We start from the raw sequence: 17,796 nt of genomic DNA, 5'->3' as shown, positions 1-17,796 counted from the left end.
TTCTGTAAAACACCAATCATGACCAAGAGCCCTTTCTTAATGCTTTTAAGCTGCCTGTTGATTGGCTTCAAATTGCTTGCAGCTGATCCGTCGGGCGCCGAAGCGTCGGTCGCCGAAGCGTCGGGCGCCGAACCGTTAGCTTCTGACGGGAATGATGGTTATCGGTTATGGCTTAACTACGAGCCGGTCAGGAATGCTTCGGTGAAATCGGAATATCTGAAATATGCAGCATTCATTGGTAGGCCCGCGAATGGTGAAATCATGCAGAGTGCATCTCAGGAGCTGCAATTGGGATTGGATAAACTTTTGGGTAAATCTGTAAACATCACAAACTCATTTGCCGGAAAGTCGGGTGGAATAGTTTTCAAAATAGAAACGAACGCTGATACTGCACAACCGGTCGAAGGTTATCAGATCCAATTGTCGGGGGGCAACATTATTGTCAGTTCAAAATCAGAGCAGGGAATTTTGTATGGAACATTTGCCCTGCTGCGGCATATGCAAATGCAGTTGCCGATCCAGGGTTTAAACCTTGCCAGCAGCCCCAAAGTGCGTTACCGGATGATGAACCATTGGGATAATCCGGATGGCACGATTGAGCGAGGCTATGCGGGACAATCGCTTTGGAAATGGTATGAACTGCCCGAGCGTGTGGACCCGCGTTATGCGGATTATGCACGTGCCAATGCTTCTTTGGGAATTAATGGAACTGTACTTAACAATGTGAATGCAAGCGCTCGGTTCATGTCACAGGAATACATTGTGAAGGTGGCGGCGGTGGCGAATGTGATGCGGAAATATGGGATCAAAACTTACTTGTCCGTATATTTTGCTGCGCCCAAAACATTAGGCGGACTTAAAACATCTGATCCGCTCGACCCGCAGGTGCGCGCGTGGTGGAATGAAAAGGTTGCCCAGATTTACAAGGAAATTCCTGATTTCGGCGGGTTTTTGGTTAAAGCCAATTCAGAAGGAGAACCAGGCCCGCAGGATTACGGCCGCACCCACGCCGACGGGGCCAACATGCTGGCCGAAGCATTCAAGCCTTATGACGGCATTGTGATCTGGCGTGCGTTTGTTTACAAAGCCGATCCCAACGCGGATCGCTTCAAAGCGGCGCACGAGGAATTTGTGCCTCTGGATGGAAAATTTGATCCCAAAGTAATTGTTCAGGTCAAGAACGGTCCTATTGATTTCCAGCCCCGCGAACCATTCTCGCCGCTGTTCGGCAATATGCCCAAAACGCCGCTGGGCATCGAATTTCAAATCACGCAGGAATATCTGGGCTTTGCAACGCACGCAGTTTATGAAGCGCCCATTTTTGAAGAATGCCTGGATTCGGACACTTATGTAAACGGACCCGGATCGACGGTTGCAAAGATTGTTGATGGCAGCCTGCACGGTTATGAGCGCACACTTATGGCTGGCGTAGCCAATACAGGCAACAGCCGCAACTGGACGGGTCATCCGCTGGCGCAGGCCAACTGGTATGCATTCGGAAGACTAAGCTGGGACCATCAATTAACCTCAGAACAGATCGCCAGGGAATGGATTGCCTTGACCTTGACCCAAAATGCAAAAGCAAGCGGGCACATTACCGCATTAATGCTTCGTTCCCGCGAAATTTACGTCGATTACAACACACCGCTCGGCCTTTCCCGTCCCTGGATGGGCGTCCATTTCGCCCCCGAACCCTGGCAAAACAAGGGCTCGCGCCCGGACTGGACCGCCGTTTACTATCATCGTGCTGATTCAATTGGGCTGGGTTTTGACCGGACAGCTTCTGGAAGCAACGCATTGGCCCAGTACCGGCCGGAAGTTCAGAAACAATGGAACAATCCTGACCAAACACCACTTCCTTACCTGCTGTGGTTCCATCACGTTCGCTGGGATAAAAAACTGAGCACTGGCAGGACATTGTGGGAGGAACTTTGCACCCGTTTTTACACTGGCGCGGACTCTGTTGTATGGATGCAGCAGCAATGGGACCTGGCCAAAACGAGCCTTGATCCACAAATTTATACGGATGTTGCAGAACGGTTGAAGGTGCAGCGCAGGGAAGCAATCTGGTGGCGTGATGCGTGGGTTCTGTATTTACAAACATTTACGAAGCAACCTGTTCCCGCAGGTTTTGAACCACCAAAACAGACGTTGGAGGATGTAAAGAAGTCGGTTAATGTGTACTTAATGAGATAAATCCCCGGCTGTTCAAAGAATCGCAAAAAATCATAAAAAATTCACATTTTTATTAAGTGTAGCCTTGACAAATATCTAAAAGATTATATATTTGTATATAGGATTGATCTGATTAAAAATTGGACTTAATCTGCGTTCCACGTTGCGTTTAGCTGTCTTTTTTTGATTCCCATCCGGGAATATTTTGTGCTGTTCAACAAGTGTCATCTTAACATTTATGTCGGATCTATGAAAAATCGATTACAAATTTTTACCCGCTTCTGGGGTACATGGTTAAGCGGGGCTGTGATATTACTGGCGCTGTCTATGCAGGTCAGCTATGCCGCCCGGTTCGCGGATAAGCAGGTTGCAGGCAAGGTCACGGCCGATAATGGAGAAGCGTTGCCGGGTGTGAATGTTACCTTGAAAGGCAGTAGCGTAGGAACCACTACGGATACGAAAGGAGAGTTCTCACTAAGTGTTCCTTCGGAAACCAGTGTGTTGGTATTCAGCTTTATAGGGTATGCCAAACAGGAGGTCGAAGTGGGCAACAAGACCAGGATCGAAATCCGGCTGGCCGCTGAGAACCAGGCTTTGGAAGAAATGGTGGTAATCGGCTATGGTTCGCAAAAGAAATCATCCCTTACCGGAGCCGTATCTTCGGTTTCTCCCAAAGAGCTGACGGCACTGCCGGTGGTTAGTGCGGAACAAGCTTTGCAGGGAAGAGTGCCAGGCGTCCGGGTAGTAAATAACGGTAGTCCGGGCCAAACTCCGGTTGTACGTATAAGGGGTATCGGTAGTATTAACTATGCGTCCGGGCCGCTTTATGTGATTGACGGAATTCCTGCCGGGGACCTGAACAACCTGGATCCAAAGGACATTGAATCGCTGGAGGTTTTGAAAGATGCAAGCTCAGCCGCCATTTACGGCTCACGCGCTTCAAATGGTGTGATCATTATCACAACCAAAAAAGGATCGAAAGACGGTAAGCTGCACGTGAACCTGGATACTTATTATGGCACGCAGTCGGCCTGGAAAAAGCTGGATGTGCTGAATACAGACCAATATAAGCAATATGCAACGGCCTTGCTTGGTAACGCCGGGATAGCCTTGCCGGGCAGGCTGAATGATCTGAACCAGCCCATTTATCCGGGAGCCACGCAGACTTTTGCTCAAACAAATACCAACTGGCAGGACGTGATGTTCCGCAGCGCACCCATCCAGCAGCACCAGATTTCAGTTTCAGGAGGCAATGCTGTTTCCCGTTTCTTTACATCGGCTGGCTATTTTGACCAGGAAGGGATTTTGATTGGCACAAATTATAAACGCGCCAATGTGCGTCTCAACTCGGATCACCAGGTCGCCAAATTTTTGAGCATTGGTCAGACTTTGACCGTATCATTTGACAAATCACGCGGCGAGCAGGGATTTGGGGGAGGGCGTACTGCTGTGATGCAGATGATCCGTAACCTGCCATACTGGCCTGTTACCGACCCAACAAAACCAGGTGGTTACAGTTCGCCAACCGCTGCCGATGGAAGTGACCCGGATAACCCGGTCCGCATTGCATTGATGGATGTGACGCGTAACCAGCGTTTGAAATTGCTGGGATCGTTGTTTGCTGAGGTTAAGCTGGCCAGTTTTCTAAAATACCGTTTCAGCTTTGGTGCAGATATCGTCTCCGCGAACACCGTCAATCAGTTCCCGATTTATAATGATGGTTTCAAATCGCGTACACAATATGAGATCCAGGATAACCGCACGAATTTCTTCTCACCCGTGCTGACAAACCAGCTGACATTTGAAAAGAATTTTGGCAAACATTTACTTAATGTAACAGCGATTGTTGACAAGCAAACCTTCCGGGCCAGCACCCTGAACGGATCCGGTTACCGGCCAAACAATGACATCGACGAGCTGCAAGGCGCCTCCAATCCAAATGCTACAAGCACGCTGGATGAAAGCTCGCTGATCTCTTATGTAGGACGTTTGAATTATGAATATGCCGGAAAATATCTGCTTAGCGGATCTATCCGCCGTGACGGTTCTTCGCGCTTTGCGCCAGGGAACAAATGGGGAACATTCCCGTCTCTTTCGCTGGGATGGCGGATCAGCGAGGAGGAGTTTTTGAAATCAGTTCCGGAAATCTCCGAGTTGAAAATCCGCGCCAGCTACGGACAAACGGGTTTTAACGGCATCGGAAGCTATGCATGGCAAGCACTTGTATCGGCCGATAATAGCAATTATGTTTTTGGCGGAAACAAAGTGCTGGGTTCGTATTTCAGCTCACTGGCCAATACGCAGCTGAAATGGGAAAGCACGACCATGACCAACCTCGGTATTGACCTGGCCTTGTTCAATAACAGCGTCACATTCACTGCGGAAACCTACAACCGCAAAACAGATGGATTGTTGCTGCAAGTCCCGATCCCCAACTCGGTGGGTTACTCAACCTCGCCGCTGTCGAACATTGGAAGCATGAAAAACTGGGGTTATGAATTCCAGTTGGGTTACAGCAAAAATGACGGCGATTTCAAATGGAATGCTTCGGCGAATTTGGATATCACCAGAAACAAGGTGTTGAGCCTTGCAACCCAAAGCGCAACACTTTTCTCAGGATCTAATGCTGATTTTGGAGGCGGTGACATTACTAAGACGGAAGCCGGCCACCCCATTCAATCGTTCTTCGGCTATGAAGTGGATGGTATTTTCCAAAATCAGGCTGAGATCAATGCGGCCAATGCATTGGATGGCGATGACAAAACCAAGTATCTGGACGCGGCAGCACCGGGCGATATCCGTTTCAAAGACCGTGACGGCGATGGCCGCATCACGCCTTCCGACCGGACCTACCTGGGCAGCTTCATTCCAAAGTTCAGCTACGGAGCCAATCTGGGAGGAAATTTCAAAAACTTCGATTTTACATTGTATCTGCAAGGTGTGCAGGGAAATAAAATTTACAATGGAACAAAGGTTATCGAGCAGGGCATGTTGCGTTTGTTCAATGCCGGAACCGATGTGCTGAATGCCTGGACACCAACCAACACGAACACCGATGTGCCACGCGCAGTAAGCGGCGATCCCAACAACAACAGCCGCACCAGCGACCGTTTTGTAGAAAGCGGATCTTATATGCGGATCAAAAACCTGAGCATAGGTTACACCATTCCGACGAAGATCCTGTCAGCATTGACAAAAGAAACGATTACGAAAGCGCGTTTCTATGTTTCGGCAACCAACTTGCTGACTTTCACCAAATATTCCGGGCTGGATCCTGAAATCGGTGTGAACGGTTCTTCCACGGATACAGCAACGCAGCTCATCAATGGCATCGATTACGGTATGTATCCACAGCCAAGAACCTTGCAGGTAGGATTGAGCGTAGGGTTTTGATATAATAATTTTTTAAAAGGAAACTGAAATGAAAAAGAAACTTATCATCATATATGTCTGCCTTTTCGGAATCGTGTTCGCCTGTAATGACGACACTTTGGAAAAGACAAACCCCAATGGGGTGACCGTGGAAGGTTACTATAAAAACGGGGCAGAACTCAATAGCGGCGTTACCAGCGTGTATTCCATGCTAAAATCCAATAACCTCGTCGCCAGGGAATGGTTCTTCCTGCATGACCTGCGCAGCGACGATGTGGCAGCAGGCGGCGGGCAGCTCGAAACGCCGCGTAACCAGCTCTTGCTCGGGACGCATGACACGGGAAATTCGGTTTTGGGAACAGTTTGGCTGGCTTATTACCGTTTGATCCACCGCGCCAATGCTGTTGTGGATAATTCGGAAAAGGTGACGGATTTGGCTGATGCGGACAAGAAAAGGCTGCTGGGAGAAGCGCGTTTTTTGAGAGCTTATGCTTATTATGAGCTCGTTAGCCTTTGGGGTGATGTGCCGCTTTATAAAAATTATGTGTTAACGGTTGACGGCAGCCTTCCCCGTTCTCCGCAAGAAGAAGTGTACGCATTTATCATCTCCGAGTTGGCGGCAATCCAGGCCGATCTGCCATTGACTTACGATGCAGCGAACCAGGGCCGGATCACCAAAGGTGCCGCTCAGATGCTTCTGGCCAGGGCGCATATGCAAAAAGGTGATTATGCCAATGCGAAAATAGAACTGCTGAAAGTTTACAGCTCAGGCGTTTATGCGCTCGTGGATAATTACAACGACAACTTTTTGGAAGAAACTGAATTCAACAAAGAGTCTATTTTCGAGGTTAACTTCTTTCCTTCGGGCGGTGTGTACAACTGGGATGGTGACGGAAACGGCGCCACGGCAGGAACAGAAACCGTGCGGACGCAGGAATATTCGGCTATCGGATGGCGTAACGTGATCCCGTCCAACAGCTTGCTTTCGGAATTTGAAAAAACCAAGAAAGGTGATGCCAAAACCGACCCGCGTTATGATGATTCCTTTTATTTCACAGGAGAGAAATATAACAAAGGCGCCAACACATTAACGGACGGTCAGCAGAATGGTAACGCGTCGGTGGTGGATGGTGTGACTCAAAAAGTGAGCTGGCAGAAATATTCGCTCATGTACAAGATGAACGAATCATTCCTGACAGGAGCGATCAACCAGCGGATCATGCGTTTTGCAGAAACCATTCTTTCACTGGCCGAAGTGGAAAATGAGTTGGGCAACACAGCCGAAGCTGTAAAATACCTGAACATGATCCGCGCCCGCAAAAGCGTAAGCATGCCAGCCTATCCAACGGCAAGATTTCCTGTTTCGACCAAAGACCAGGTCTTTGCAGCCATCGTTCACGAAAAACGTGTGGAGCAAAGCGGCGAACAAATTCGCAACCGGGACATTGTAAGGTGGAGGAAAAATAAAAAGCTAAAATCCGAACCGCTAACTTACTTCCAGGCCAACAAACACGAGTTGCTACCCATTCCTCAGCAAGAAGTGGATAACAACGCGAAGATTGAGCCGGGGGATCAGAATCCGGGGTACTAGTAAGTCCATCATCACGCCTGTCACCCTGAGCGGAGCCGAAGGGGCGTCATCACCTAGGAGTGACGCCCCCTTCGGCTCCGCTCAGGGTGACAGGAGGACTTCGCTCAGGGTGACAGGCGACAGGGTTAGTCAGGGTTATAATGCCACAAACAACAGCATTTAAAGTATGCGAAGATTTACCATTCTATCCTTCCTGCTCTTGATCTTTTCCTGCAAAAAACAGCAGGAAACCCTTTTTACGTCCCACAAATCCTCGGAAACGGGGATTTCTTTTTCTAATACATTAACCCCCAACGACTCGATCAACCCATTTACATTCACCAACTTCTACAATGGCGGCGGCGTCGGGATAGGGGATGTTAATAATGATGGGAAGCCGGATATTTTCTTTGGGGGCAACCAGGTAAGCTGCCGCTTGTATTTGAGCAAGATTGAAACGCTTTCTAAAAAATGGGCATTTGAAGATATTACTGAGGCTGCCGGTGTGAAGACTAACCGCTGGTGCACGGGAATCTCTATGGTGGACATTAACCAGGATGGCTTGCTGGACATTTATGTTTCCGTGGCAAAACACATGAAGATTCCTGCCAAAGACACGGAAAACCTGCTTTTCGTAAATCAGGGCTTGGGTAAAAATAGTACGCCTGTATTTAAGGAAATGGCCAAAGCTTATGGTTTAAATGATGCTTCGTTCACGGTTCAGACTGCGTTTTTCGATGCTGACCTGGATGGCGACCTGGATGCTTTTATGATGAATTCTGCGCCGGACCTGCAAAACCCTAATTATCTCCGCAAAACCTACCATGACGGCTCTTATCCCAGCACGGGCAAGCTGTTTCGCAACGATGTAGCAGGTGAAAATGGAATTCCTGTTTTTACCAATGTTTCAAAAGAAGCCGGTGTCAGATTTGAAGGCTTAGGCCTGGGACTGGCGGTAAGTGACTTAAATAAAGATGGTTATCCTGATATTTATTGCTCCAATGACTTTATCAGCAGCGACATATTTTACCTGAACAATGGTATCAAAAACGCAGGAATGCCCAGTTTCAACAATGTGATCCGGGAAGCGACTGCGCATACGAGCTTGTACGGAATGGGATTGGATGTGGCCGACATTAATAATGATGCCTACCCCGACATTTTCCAGCTGGATATGCTTCCGGAGGACAATTTTCGGCAGAAAAAAATGCTGGCGGGACAGGATTACGACCGGAAGGAAATGAGTATTTCGGATCAGTATGGCTATCAGTTGCAGTATATGCGCAACATGTTGCAGCTGCACCAGGGAGCCGGTGCGGAATCGGGTGGCGTGCCCGTGTTTAGTGAGATCGGTTTGTTGGCCGGCATTGCCAAAACCGATTGGAGCTGGGCGCCGCTGATCGCGGATTTTGATAATGATGGGAATAAAGACATTTTCATCACCAATGGTTACCGCCGCGACGTGACAGACCGGGATTTTATCCAGTTCAAAGAAGATTTCTCAAATTTTGGCACCAATAATTTCAAACAGCAGAACGCATTGGAACTGATCAAAAAAGTGCCTGAGGTGCAGATCGCCAATTATGCCTATAAGAATGCTGGTAACCTTACATTTCCCAACACCTCCAAAGCATGGGGGCTCGACGAACTTTCCTACTCCAACGGCGCCGCCTACGCCGATCTGGACGGCGATGGTGACCTCGATCTGGTTGTCAATAATATTGATTCAGAAGCATTTATATACCAAAACAATAGCCGGGAAAAAGGAACATCAAACTTCCTGACCATTGCATTTAATGGAGCAAAGGGCAACTTGTCCGGGATCGGAAGCAAGGTTACGATCTGGACAGGCAAAACAAAGCAATATGCTGAAATGAGCGTTGTAAGAGGATTTCAGTCTTCCGTGGACCCGGTGCTGCATTTTGGGATCGGAAACCATGCATTCATTGATAGTCTGGAAGTGGTGTGGCCCGGGGGCAGGTCACAGAAACTTTCTGGCATTGCTGCCAGTAAGCGGTTGATTTTAAACCAAAAAGATGCATTGCAATCCGAAAAGCCCGCATTAACCAAACCGCAGCCGCAGCCTTATTTTACCGACATTTCAAAACAAATGAACATTGACTTTCAGCACAAGGAAGGCAATTTTATTGATTTCAAACAGACTGCTACTATGCACAAAATGCTGTCTAAAAACGGCTTTGCGATCGCGTCGAGCGATGTGAATGGAGATGGTCTGGAAGATATTTTTGCAGGAGGAAGTTATCGGGGAGCGAAGCCCGCAATGTTCCTGCAAACGACCTTCGGTAGGTTTGAAAAGCGCATTGTTTCTCAGGATTCTTTGCATGAAAATGCTGCCGCTGTTTTTCTGGACGCGGACAAAGATGGTGACCTCGATCTGCTGGTCTCAAACGGGGGAAATGAACTGCCTGTGACTGAAAAGGCTTTTTACAATGTACAATTATACCTGAATGATGGTAAAGGAAACTTCACCCCAGCAGCGCAATCGGCCTTTCCGGCGATTTCGTTAAGCAGTTCCTGTCTGGTAACGAGTGATTTTGACAAAGACGGCGACCTGGACATTTTCATCGGCGGTCGCAGCATTCCTGGGAAATATCCGCTTCCTGCCAGCAGCTATCTGCTGAGGAATGACTCAAAAAACGGTCAGCCCCATTTCACCGATATCACCTCCCAATTTTGCCCCGAGCTCCGCAATGTGGGCATGATATGCAGTGCATTGTGGGCTGATACCAATCAGGATGGATTTGATGACCTCGTGCTGGCGGGTGAATGGATGCCGATCCGCATTTTTGAGAACAAACAAGGAAAATCACTGCAATCTCAAAAGACAACCGGCTTGGGTCAATTCACGGGTTGGTGGAACAGCATTGCAGCTGTCGATTTTGATCATGATGGAGACATTGATTTTGTTGCCGGTAATGAAGGTTTGAACACATTTTATCGTGCTTCTGAGAAGGAACCGATTAAGATTGTGGCAAAAGATTTCAACGGCGATGGCACTTTTGACCCCTTAATGGGCTATTTCATTCAGGGTAAGCGCTATCCAAGCGTCCCCCGCGACGCGTTGAATCAGCAGGTGATACAGTTTCGCCGCAAATTTCCGCATTATGCAGACTATGCGCAGGTTACTTTCGAGGATTTGCTTTCGGGCGATGAAATGAAAGATGCCTATTCCGCAGAAGCGACTTACCTACAAAGCGCTTACATTGAAAACATCGGACAAGGGAATTTTAAGATACAAGCATTGCCTGTCGAGGCGCAAAAATCACCCGTATTTGGCATTGCGACGGCCGATGTGAATGCAGACGGGCACGAAGATGTGATCCTGACCGGTAACTTTTATCCCAATGAAGTAAATATGGGCAGACAGGATGCATCCACGGGATTATTGTTGCTAGGGAATGGAAAAGGGAAGTTTACACCAACAAACTGCGCCGAAAGCGGGCTGATGATCCGGGGCGATGCCCGGAAAAGTATTTTTATAAAAACTGCTGACCAGCAACGGCTCCTATTGACGGCGATCAATTCGGGCACGATACAGGTCAGCAGATTAAATAGTGTAAAACCTAAAAAAGGAAGTTTAGTCCAGACAGCGCATGCAGCCACATCCCGATAAGATCGTCCGGCAGGCGCGTCATTCAATTCAGCTCAGTCAACATTCCTTTTTAGCAGCGGGATAACCTTTGTGCCGATCAGTTCAATGGAACGCATTAGCTGCTGGTGCGTAAGTCCTGCATTATCCATTTGAAATGTAAACCGGTCGACACCGCCGAGTGCCTTGCTGTGGTTAAGCAACTTTTCCGCCACTTTTTCCGGTCCGCCAACAACCAGAACGCCCCGGGGCGCGATCAGTGCGTCGAATTGCCGTCTAGTAACCGGTGGCCAGCCTCTTTCTCTGCCCAGCTTGGTCCAGAGTTCGGCATAACCCGGATAATATTCGTCGATGGCCAGCTCGTCCGTTGCCGCAACATAGCCTGGTGAATGCAACCCAACTTTCAATTGATCCGGCCTGAAACCTGCCCTGTGACCTTCTTCACGATACAGATCGATCAACGGACGGAAGCGCTCCGTTTCGCCGCCAATGATCGCCACCATTAGCGGCAAACCCAATCTCCCCGCTCTGGCGAATGATTCGGGCGTGCCGCCTACGCCCAGCCATACAGGCAGTTTCTCTTGAAGCGATCTTGGGTAAACAGGTTGATTATTTAAAGCCGGCCTGAATTTGCCTGACCATGTGACAAACTCGTTTTCCCGGATTTTCAGCAAGAGATCCAGCTTTTCTTTAAACAGTGCATCGTAATCATTGAGGTTAAATCCAAAAAGCGGATAGGCATCAATTGCTGAGCCACGACCTACCACGAGCTCTGCCCGTCCTTTGGAAATAAGGTCCAGCGTGGCGAAACTCTGATAAACCCGGACAGGGTCAGACGTGCTTAAAACGGTTACAGCGCTGGTAAGGCGAATATTTTTTGTTCTGGCGGCAGCTGCCGCGAGGATTACAGCAGGGGCCGAATCCAGAAATTCTTTTTTATGATGTTCACCAATGCCGAAGACGTCCAGTCCGGACTGATCTGCCATTGAGATCCTATCCAGTAACTGCTCCATTGCGTCTACACCTTCGAGGGCATCGCTGCCGTACATGGCGGATGCGAAACTATCAATTCCAATTTCCATTTTATTTACCTTTTGTTTAAAAGCGCAGCAAATGTACTTGTTCTTCACCCAAAGATAACGCGTTCGGCTTACTGCTGTCAGGAACTTTTAAGGCTGGATTATCTGTCTAATATGTAAATGACTGTGAAAGGAACTTATGAAAAAAATAGGATTTTTATCATTCGGGCATTGGTCAAACCATCCGGCATACAACGCCCGAACCGCGAGCGATACATTGCTTCAATCCATTGATCTGGCTGTTGCGGCCGAAGAGATCGGTTTAGACGGTGCTTATTTTCGGGTACATCATTTTGCATCTCAGTTAGCATCGCCTTTTCCTTTGCTTTCGGCCGTTGGTGCCAAAACAAGCAAGATTGAAATCGGAACGGGCGTCATTGATATGCGTTATGAAAACCCGCTCTATATGGTTGAAGATGCAGGCGCTGCGGATCTTATTTCCGAAGGGCGATTGCAACTCGGCATCAGCAGAGGATCGCCGGAGCAGGTAATCGACGGCTGGCGCTATTTCGGATATGAACCCGCTGACGGAGAAACCGACGCAGAAATGGGACGTCGCAAAGCACTTGAATTTCTGGAAAGGCTGAATGGTGTGGGATTCGCACAGCCTAATCCTTACCCGATGTTCCCGAACCCGCCGGGCTTACTGCGTCTGGAACCCTACTCCGAAGGTCTGCGCGAGCGTATCTGGTGGGGAGCGGCTTCCAATGCTACTGCCGTATGGGCTGCCGAAAACGGGATGTACCTGCAAAGTTCAACATTGAAATACGATGAAGGCGGCAAGCCTTTCCACGTGCAGCAAGCCGAGCAGATCAGGTTATACAAAGATGCCTGGAAAAAAGCGGGTCACAAACGGGAACCAAGGGTTTCTGTGAGCCGGTCGATTTTTGCATTGATGAACGATCAGGACCGCATGTACTTCGGGCATGAAAACCGCGACCGTGACAAGATTGGCATGATTGAGCAAGACAAACGCGCTATATTCGGCAGAAGTTACGCCGCAGAGCCGGATAAGCTCATCAAAGAATTGTCACAGGACGAAGCGCTTCAGGAAGCTGATACAATCCTTTTAACCATTCCGAATACACTGGGAGTGGATTATAATGTGCATGTGCTGTCGTCGATTCTGGAGCACGTTGCACCAGGGCTGGGATGGCGATGAAAGTAGGTAAAGTTCAAACAGAATTGTCTTAAAATCCTTTTACTATGAATCGCAGAATATTGATCGTTACCGGTGATGGTGGCGAAAGTTACGAAACCCTCTATGCCGTTCACCGCTTTCAGGAAGAAGGTGACATTGCCGTGATCGCCGCCCCAAGCAAGCGCAGGCTTAATCTGGTAATGCACGATTTTGAAATTGGTTGGGATACATATGTGGAGCGCCCTGGTTACTGCCTGGCTTCGGACCTGACGATTGAGGACGTTGTAGTAAGCGACTACGATGCCATTCTGCTGCTGGGAGGCCGCGCTCCGGAATATCTGCGCAACCATGCCGCGCTGCTGGAAGTGGTCCGTGAGTTTGACAGACAGGGTAAATGGGTCTTCGCCATCTGCCACGGCATACAGATCCTGGTTACGGCCGGATTAGCCAAGGACCGGACGCTCACCGCCTATGAGCACGTTAGGACTGAAATTGAAATGGGTGGCGGCACTTACTCGACGCTGGAAGCTGTGCGCGACGGGAACATTGTGACCGGCCAAACCTGGCAATCGCACCCGGATTTTTATCGCGAAGTTTTTACCTGTTTCAAAGAGGTGGAGGAAGTGCAAGCGTAGTATCATGGAAACGACAAATAGTAATCCGCTTTTATGCGATATAGAATCAGGCGTTTGTGAAATGCCTGATTCTTCTTTAGAAACAACCGTGCAAACGGAAGCTGCCACTCATAAGCCAGTTAAAGTCATTTATTTTACCGACCCGATTTGCTCTTCCTGCTGGGGCATTGAGCCTCAGCTGCGTAAACTGAAATTGGAGTATGGGGATTACTTCGAGATCGACTACCGCATGGGCGGCCTGCTGCCGGATTGGAGTTATAACAGCGGCGGGATCAGTAAACCTTCCGACGTGGCGCATCATTGGGATGAGGTAAGCCGGCATTATGACATGCCTATCGATGGGGACGTGTGGCTGGAAGATCCACTCAATTCGTCCTATCCTCCATCCATTGCATTTAAGGCAGCCCAATTGCAAGGTCACGACAAGGCCATCCACTTTCTCCGGATATCGAGAGAAATGCTTTTTTTGGAAAAGATCAACATTGCAAAATGGGAACATATGGCAGCGGCAGCAGAAAAGGCCGGCCTGAATGTGGAACAGTTTGAGATTGATTACAATGGTGAGGCCAAGGGCCTGTTTGAGCAGGATTTACAATTAGCAGCACAACTGGGCGTCAGAGGTTTCCCGACCATGTTTTTCGTTGACAGCGAGGGTAATCAGGAAAAAGTTTATGGTACCAAACCTTATGCTGTATACGAAGAAGCATTGCTAAAACAATTCCCCGCCGCATCCAAAAAGACCATTGACACGGACTGGCAAAAGCTATTCACCAAATACAACACGCTGACTGCAAGAGAGTTTTCTGAACTTTCCGAAATGCCGCGCGAGCAGACCGGGCAGTTCCTGCAAACATTGGTCAAGTCCGGAAACTTAGATGAAGTGGTCACGAAGAATGGTTCGCTATGGCGTATATTGGGCCAGCACGGCTCATAATCACCAAAAAAAGAATGTTTCCAAAGTCACCATCAGGTATTTCGGCCTTCAACTGGCTGATCATCATTTTCATTTTTGCATTTCCAACGGTAAGTCTGTCACAGGCCTTGTATAGCCGGTCATTTGGTGACAAAAAAGCGCATCCTGTCATATTTCTGCATGGCGGCCCGGGCAGCAGCAGCGTCTTTTTCGAGGCAACTACGGCTCAGTCACTCGCTGACAGAGGATTTCCAAAACTAACCCACTGATCACCGGATACGTAAAAAACGAGCGCGCCGTATCAACGTTCTGGGAGCACGAACCCAGCCACAACATCGATGTTACGCCACAATTGGAATATTTACATCAAAAAGGACACCCAATATTTGCATTATACGGAAAACAGGACGGTCTCTATTCAACCAACCAGATCTCCGAACTCAGCAATATAATCGGAGATAACCATATCAAATACCTCGATAATTGCTCCCACACATTGTTCATTGACCAGCAGGATGCATTTTTAAATGCGATAAGTTCCTGGGTAGGGTCGGTTAGGGAGGTGTGAATTTGTTATGAAGAGGAGTTTCCAACGGTCATACAGCGTCGAGGGTTAATCTTGGCACAAGCATTGGTGAGAGCAGCGCTTTGGATCATCATCTTTCAGCTGGGCTGGTTTAATTCCTGTGGCTCAATCCCGGGTTTGGCGTAGGCCAGCCTTCCGATGGATTGCGGAAGAAAATAAGCGTCCAGACCTGCTACGGTCACTGTTTTGGCCTCAACATGATCGATGGTGCCGTCCTTGCCCACCAGGACATCGTTTACTATAACTTCAACAATTTCCCCGATTACAATGCTGGTCTGGTTGATTTCCATCGGAATAATCTCGCGCAGTTGCAGGCCAATACGGACGGTTGATTGTGCCACAAAAGGGGCATTGAACCCGGCGACGTAGTGTTCGTCAAATCCACACGTCCCGAACTCCGAAACGCCGGAAGGATAGCTGGCACTGGTCTGATGCGCCTGCTTATACCAGTCGGGCAGGACATTGTTCAAGGTAAATTGCCCGGTTGCTTTGATGTTGCGAAGCGTGTCGTTGTGTTCGCGTGCAGGCCGCATGACCATTCCAATGAGCGGCGGGTTGGCACCAAGGTGAAAAGCAGAGCTGATCACACACAAATTTGTCGTGCCGGCCTCACTGATCGTGCCGAGTAAATTCAGTGATTTGTAGCCTAGTAAACTGTTAATCAGGCAAATACGATATTGTTTTTCCATTGCGGCAATGTCTGTTGCGCTTACTTTCCCGCTTTTGATATTAGTCATGTTAATCTCCTTTTTTATTTACCCAGACCGCCTTGTTATGATAACTATCACGCGTGTCTTTATTCCAAATGTAACACGATATCGCATTACAAATATGGGTGTTGGAATGTTTTGGTATAAATAAAAAGTATCCCCAAAAGATCAGTTTTTCAAGCTTTTAACAAAATGGCATAATCAGTAAAAGTGGTAGGGGATTCAGTAATATGTATAAGTCGATTAGACTTTTTCTGTATTATCTTGCACTCTTGCTATTCAGGCATTTCCAGCTTTTGAACCTAACCATCCTTTTTGATTACTATGAACATCATTGACAGAAGAGTTTTTCTATCCCAACTCTCGTTGGCAGGCGCCGCGGCCGCTACGGCAGGATTCGGTTTTACATCAGCGCGCAGGCCTGACGAGTTTATTGAAACAGAGATTAATACAGGAAAAATCAAGGGTGTTCGCAATGATGGTGTGAATGTGTTCAAAGGCGTGCCTTATGGCGGTAAGATTTCAGGGGACCGAAGGTTTCGGCGACCGGCACCTTTGCAGCCGTGGACGGGTGTGCGGGATGCCACGCAATTTGGGGCACCCGCCATGCAGCCACCCAGGCGGAATGAGCCCGCGCCTTCGGAGGATTGTTTGTTTCTGAATGTATGGACACCGGCGAATGACAATAGGAAGCGGCCTGTGATGTTTTACAGTCACGGAGGCGGTTTTGTAGGCGGATCGGGGGCTTCGCAGAGTCAGGATGGATCCAATCTTGCACGGAATTTCGATGTCGTTGTCGTGCAGACCAATCACCGCCTGGGTTTGCTTGGCTTCCTTTATCTGGACGAAATTGCCGGTCCTGAATATGCAGGTTCGGGCAACATGGGCATGCTCGATATTGCGGACGGGTTGAAATGGGTGAATCAGAACATTGCGCAATTTGGCGGTGATCCTGATAATGTCATGATTTTCGGGGAATCGGGTGGGGGAGCCAAAACATCCTGCTTGTACACCATGCCGGCCGCAGCGCCTTACTTCAACAAAGCCTCTATCGAAAGTGGCCCGGGCGTGCGCATGACGACCAAGGAAACTGCGGCAGAGACAACGGCAATGCTTTTGAAGGAGCTGAACATTGCTGCAAAAGATTGGAAAAAATTACTCAATATTCCGGCTCCGGACTTGCTGGCGATGCAGGCTAAGCTGCCGTTTGTTCCGCCATTTATTGAAAAAACGAATAACAGGGAGGCTATGCAGCGCAGCGCAGGCGGTTTCGGGCCGGTTGTGGATGGCGTTGTTTTGCCGCAGCATCCTTTTGATCCGGTGGCGCCTGACATCTCCAGAAACAAACCATTATTGGTTGGCTGGAATGAGGATGAGCACACTTTTTTTGCCTGGGAACGCAAGGATACGGAATCGTTTAAAATCGATTTTGAAGGACTGAAAAAGAAACTCGAACCCAGATATGGCGAGAATACCGACAAGCTGATTGAAACCTATCGGAAAGCCAATCCCAATGCCTCGGCACCGGATGTTTTTGTGGCGATCTCTTCCATTGCCATGATGGGACTAGGCTCCGTGACCATTGCAGAAAGAAAAGTCAAACAAGGCGGCGCGCCCGTTTACCTGTATAATTTCGGATATAAATCTGAGAAAAAGATCCCTGGCACGGACTACGCCATGGGCACACCGCATGCGATGGACATTTCATTCAAGTTCAACAATGAGATCCCGCCGCGCGACGGCTCTGCGCCAAAGGAAAGTTTCTTCGGCGGAAACAATCCCGACCGTTTTGTGGCTTCCAATCATTTCGCTGAGCTCTGGACTACATTCGCAAGAACCGGCAAACCAGCCGCAAAGGACGTCCCTGAATGGCCCGCTTACAATCTGAAAGACCGGCCCACGATGCGCATTGATACAAAATGCGAGATCATCAACGACCGCTTCGCACAGGAGCTCGCCACGTGGAGAGCACTTGGGAAGCTTTAACCTTATGGCTATGGGGAAT

The 17,796-nt window shown here is 48.7% G+C and carries 11 protein-coding genes; 9 read left to right on the top strand and 2 right to left on the bottom strand.

Annotated elements, in window-relative coordinates:
- Positions 1-18 precede the first annotated feature (18 nt).
- The 4 genes from LZG74_RS09940 to LZG74_RS09925 all read left to right on the top strand — a co-directional run bounded on the left by LZG74_RS09940 (position 19) and on the right by LZG74_RS09925 (position 10,751).
- Positions 19-2,196, top strand: a complete 2,178-nt coding sequence (locus tag LZG74_RS09940; protein ID WP_233796427.1) for an alpha-glucuronidase family glycosyl hydrolase — start codon at positions 19-21, stop codon at positions 2,194-2,196.
- A gap of 228 nt (positions 2,197-2,424) precedes the next feature.
- A complete protein-coding gene (locus LZG74_RS09935) occupies positions 2,425-5,568 on the top strand; it encodes a TonB-dependent receptor (protein ID WP_233796426.1) in 3,144 nt (1,047 codons plus the stop codon).
- A 28-nt stretch (positions 5,569-5,596) separates the two neighbouring features.
- Complete coding sequence (locus tag LZG74_RS09930) at positions 5,597-7,138, top strand: RagB/SusD family nutrient uptake outer membrane protein (protein WP_233796425.1); 1,542 nt, start codon at positions 5,597-5,599, stop codon at positions 7,136-7,138.
- Between the two features lie 166 nt (positions 7,139-7,304).
- Positions 7,305-10,751 (top strand): VCBS repeat-containing protein, encoded by a 3,447-nt coding sequence (locus LZG74_RS09925; RefSeq protein ID WP_233796424.1) that lies wholly within the window; start codon positions 7,305-7,307, stop codon positions 10,749-10,751.
- Between the two features lie 32 nt (positions 10,752-10,783).
- Here LZG74_RS09925 and LZG74_RS09920 read toward each other — a convergent pair whose 3' ends face one another.
- A complete protein-coding gene (locus LZG74_RS09920) occupies positions 10,784-11,809 on the bottom strand; it encodes an LLM class flavin-dependent oxidoreductase (protein WP_233796423.1) in 1,026 nt (341 codons plus the stop codon).
- 136 nt (positions 11,810-11,945) lie between these two features.
- Here LZG74_RS09920 and LZG74_RS09915 point away from each other — a divergent pair, with 136 nt between their 5' ends.
- Genes LZG74_RS09915 through LZG74_RS09900 form a run of 4 tightly spaced genes read left to right on the top strand, consistent with a single transcriptional unit; the run spans position 11,946 to position 14,764 of the window.
- Complete coding sequence (locus LZG74_RS09915; protein ID WP_233796422.1) at positions 11,946-12,968, top strand: LLM class flavin-dependent oxidoreductase; 1,023 nt, start codon at positions 11,946-11,948, stop codon at positions 12,966-12,968.
- Between the two features lie 44 nt (positions 12,969-13,012).
- Positions 13,013-13,582: a DJ-1/PfpI family protein gene (locus LZG74_RS09910; RefSeq protein ID WP_233796421.1), complete on the top strand. Its 570-nt coding sequence runs from the start codon at positions 13,013-13,015 to the stop codon at positions 13,580-13,582.
- A 4-nt stretch (positions 13,583-13,586) separates the two neighbouring features.
- Entirely contained in the window at positions 13,587-14,516 is a 930-nt protein-coding gene (locus tag LZG74_RS09905) for a ClpXP adapter SpxH family protein (protein ID WP_233796420.1), read from the top strand.
- Positions 14,517-14,530: 14 nt separating this feature from the next.
- Positions 14,531-14,764 carry a hypothetical protein gene (locus tag LZG74_RS09900; RefSeq protein ID WP_233796419.1) on the top strand — a complete coding sequence of 78 codons (234 nt, stop codon included), beginning with the start codon at positions 14,531-14,533 and terminating at the stop codon, positions 14,762-14,764.
- A 394-nt stretch (positions 14,765-15,158) separates the two neighbouring features.
- Here LZG74_RS09900 and LZG74_RS09895 read toward each other — a convergent pair whose 3' ends face one another.
- The gene (locus LZG74_RS09895) at positions 15,159-15,818 is read right to left on the bottom strand and encodes a flavin reductase family protein (RefSeq protein ID WP_233796418.1); all 660 of its coding nucleotides are present in this window, start codon (positions 15,816-15,818) and stop codon (positions 15,159-15,161) included.
- Between the two features lie 297 nt (positions 15,819-16,115).
- On the opposite strand from LZG74_RS09895, the gene LZG74_RS09890 reads away from it, so the two are divergent.
- Positions 16,116-17,777 carry a carboxylesterase/lipase family protein gene (locus tag LZG74_RS09890; protein WP_233796417.1) on the top strand — a complete coding sequence of 554 codons (1,662 nt, stop codon included), beginning with the start codon at positions 16,116-16,118 and terminating at the stop codon, positions 17,775-17,777.
- The last annotated feature ends 19 nt before the right edge of the window (positions 17,778-17,796 follow it).

It is taken from the genome of Dyadobacter sp. CY327 (assembly GCF_021390415.1).
Lineage (GTDB): Bacteria > Bacteroidota > Bacteroidia > Cytophagales > Spirosomataceae > Dyadobacter > Dyadobacter chenhuakuii.
This window is presented reverse-complemented; position numbering and strand designations above follow the sequence as displayed.

Excerpts from the sequence above, each read along its gene's own strand:
- LZG74_RS09935 (WP_233796426.1), top strand. The coding sequence starts at position 2,425 with ATGAAAAATCGATTACAAATTTTTACCCGCTTCTGGGGTACATGGTTA.
- LZG74_RS09915 (WP_233796422.1), top strand. The coding sequence starts at position 11,946 with ATGAAAAAAATAGGATTTTTATCATTCGGGCATTGGTCAAACCATCCG.
- LZG74_RS09890 (WP_233796417.1), top strand. The coding sequence starts at position 16,116 with ATGAACATCATTGACAGAAGAGTTTTTCTATCCCAACTCTCGTTGGCA.
- LZG74_RS09940 (WP_233796427.1), top strand. The coding sequence starts at position 19 with ATGACCAAGAGCCCTTTCTTAATGCTTTTAAGCTGCCTGTTGATTGGC.
- LZG74_RS09930 (WP_233796425.1), top strand. The coding sequence starts at position 5,597 with ATGAAAAAGAAACTTATCATCATATATGTCTGCCTTTTCGGAATCGTG.
- LZG74_RS09905 (WP_233796420.1), top strand. The coding sequence starts at position 13,587 with ATGGAAACGACAAATAGTAATCCGCTTTTATGCGATATAGAATCAGGC.
- LZG74_RS09910 (WP_233796421.1), top strand. The coding sequence starts at position 13,013 with ATGAATCGCAGAATATTGATCGTTACCGGTGATGGTGGCGAAAGTTAC.
- LZG74_RS09895 (WP_233796418.1), bottom strand. The coding sequence starts at position 15,818 with ATGACTAATATCAAAAGCGGGAAAGTAAGCGCAACAGACATTGCCGCA.
- LZG74_RS09920 (WP_233796423.1), bottom strand. The coding sequence starts at position 11,809 with ATGGAAATTGGAATTGATAGTTTCGCATCCGCCATGTACGGCAGCGAT.
- LZG74_RS09925 (WP_233796424.1), top strand. The coding sequence starts at position 7,305 with ATGCGAAGATTTACCATTCTATCCTTCCTGCTCTTGATCTTTTCCTGC.
- LZG74_RS09900 (WP_233796419.1), top strand. The coding sequence starts at position 14,531 with ATGTTTCCAAAGTCACCATCAGGTATTTCGGCCTTCAACTGGCTGATC.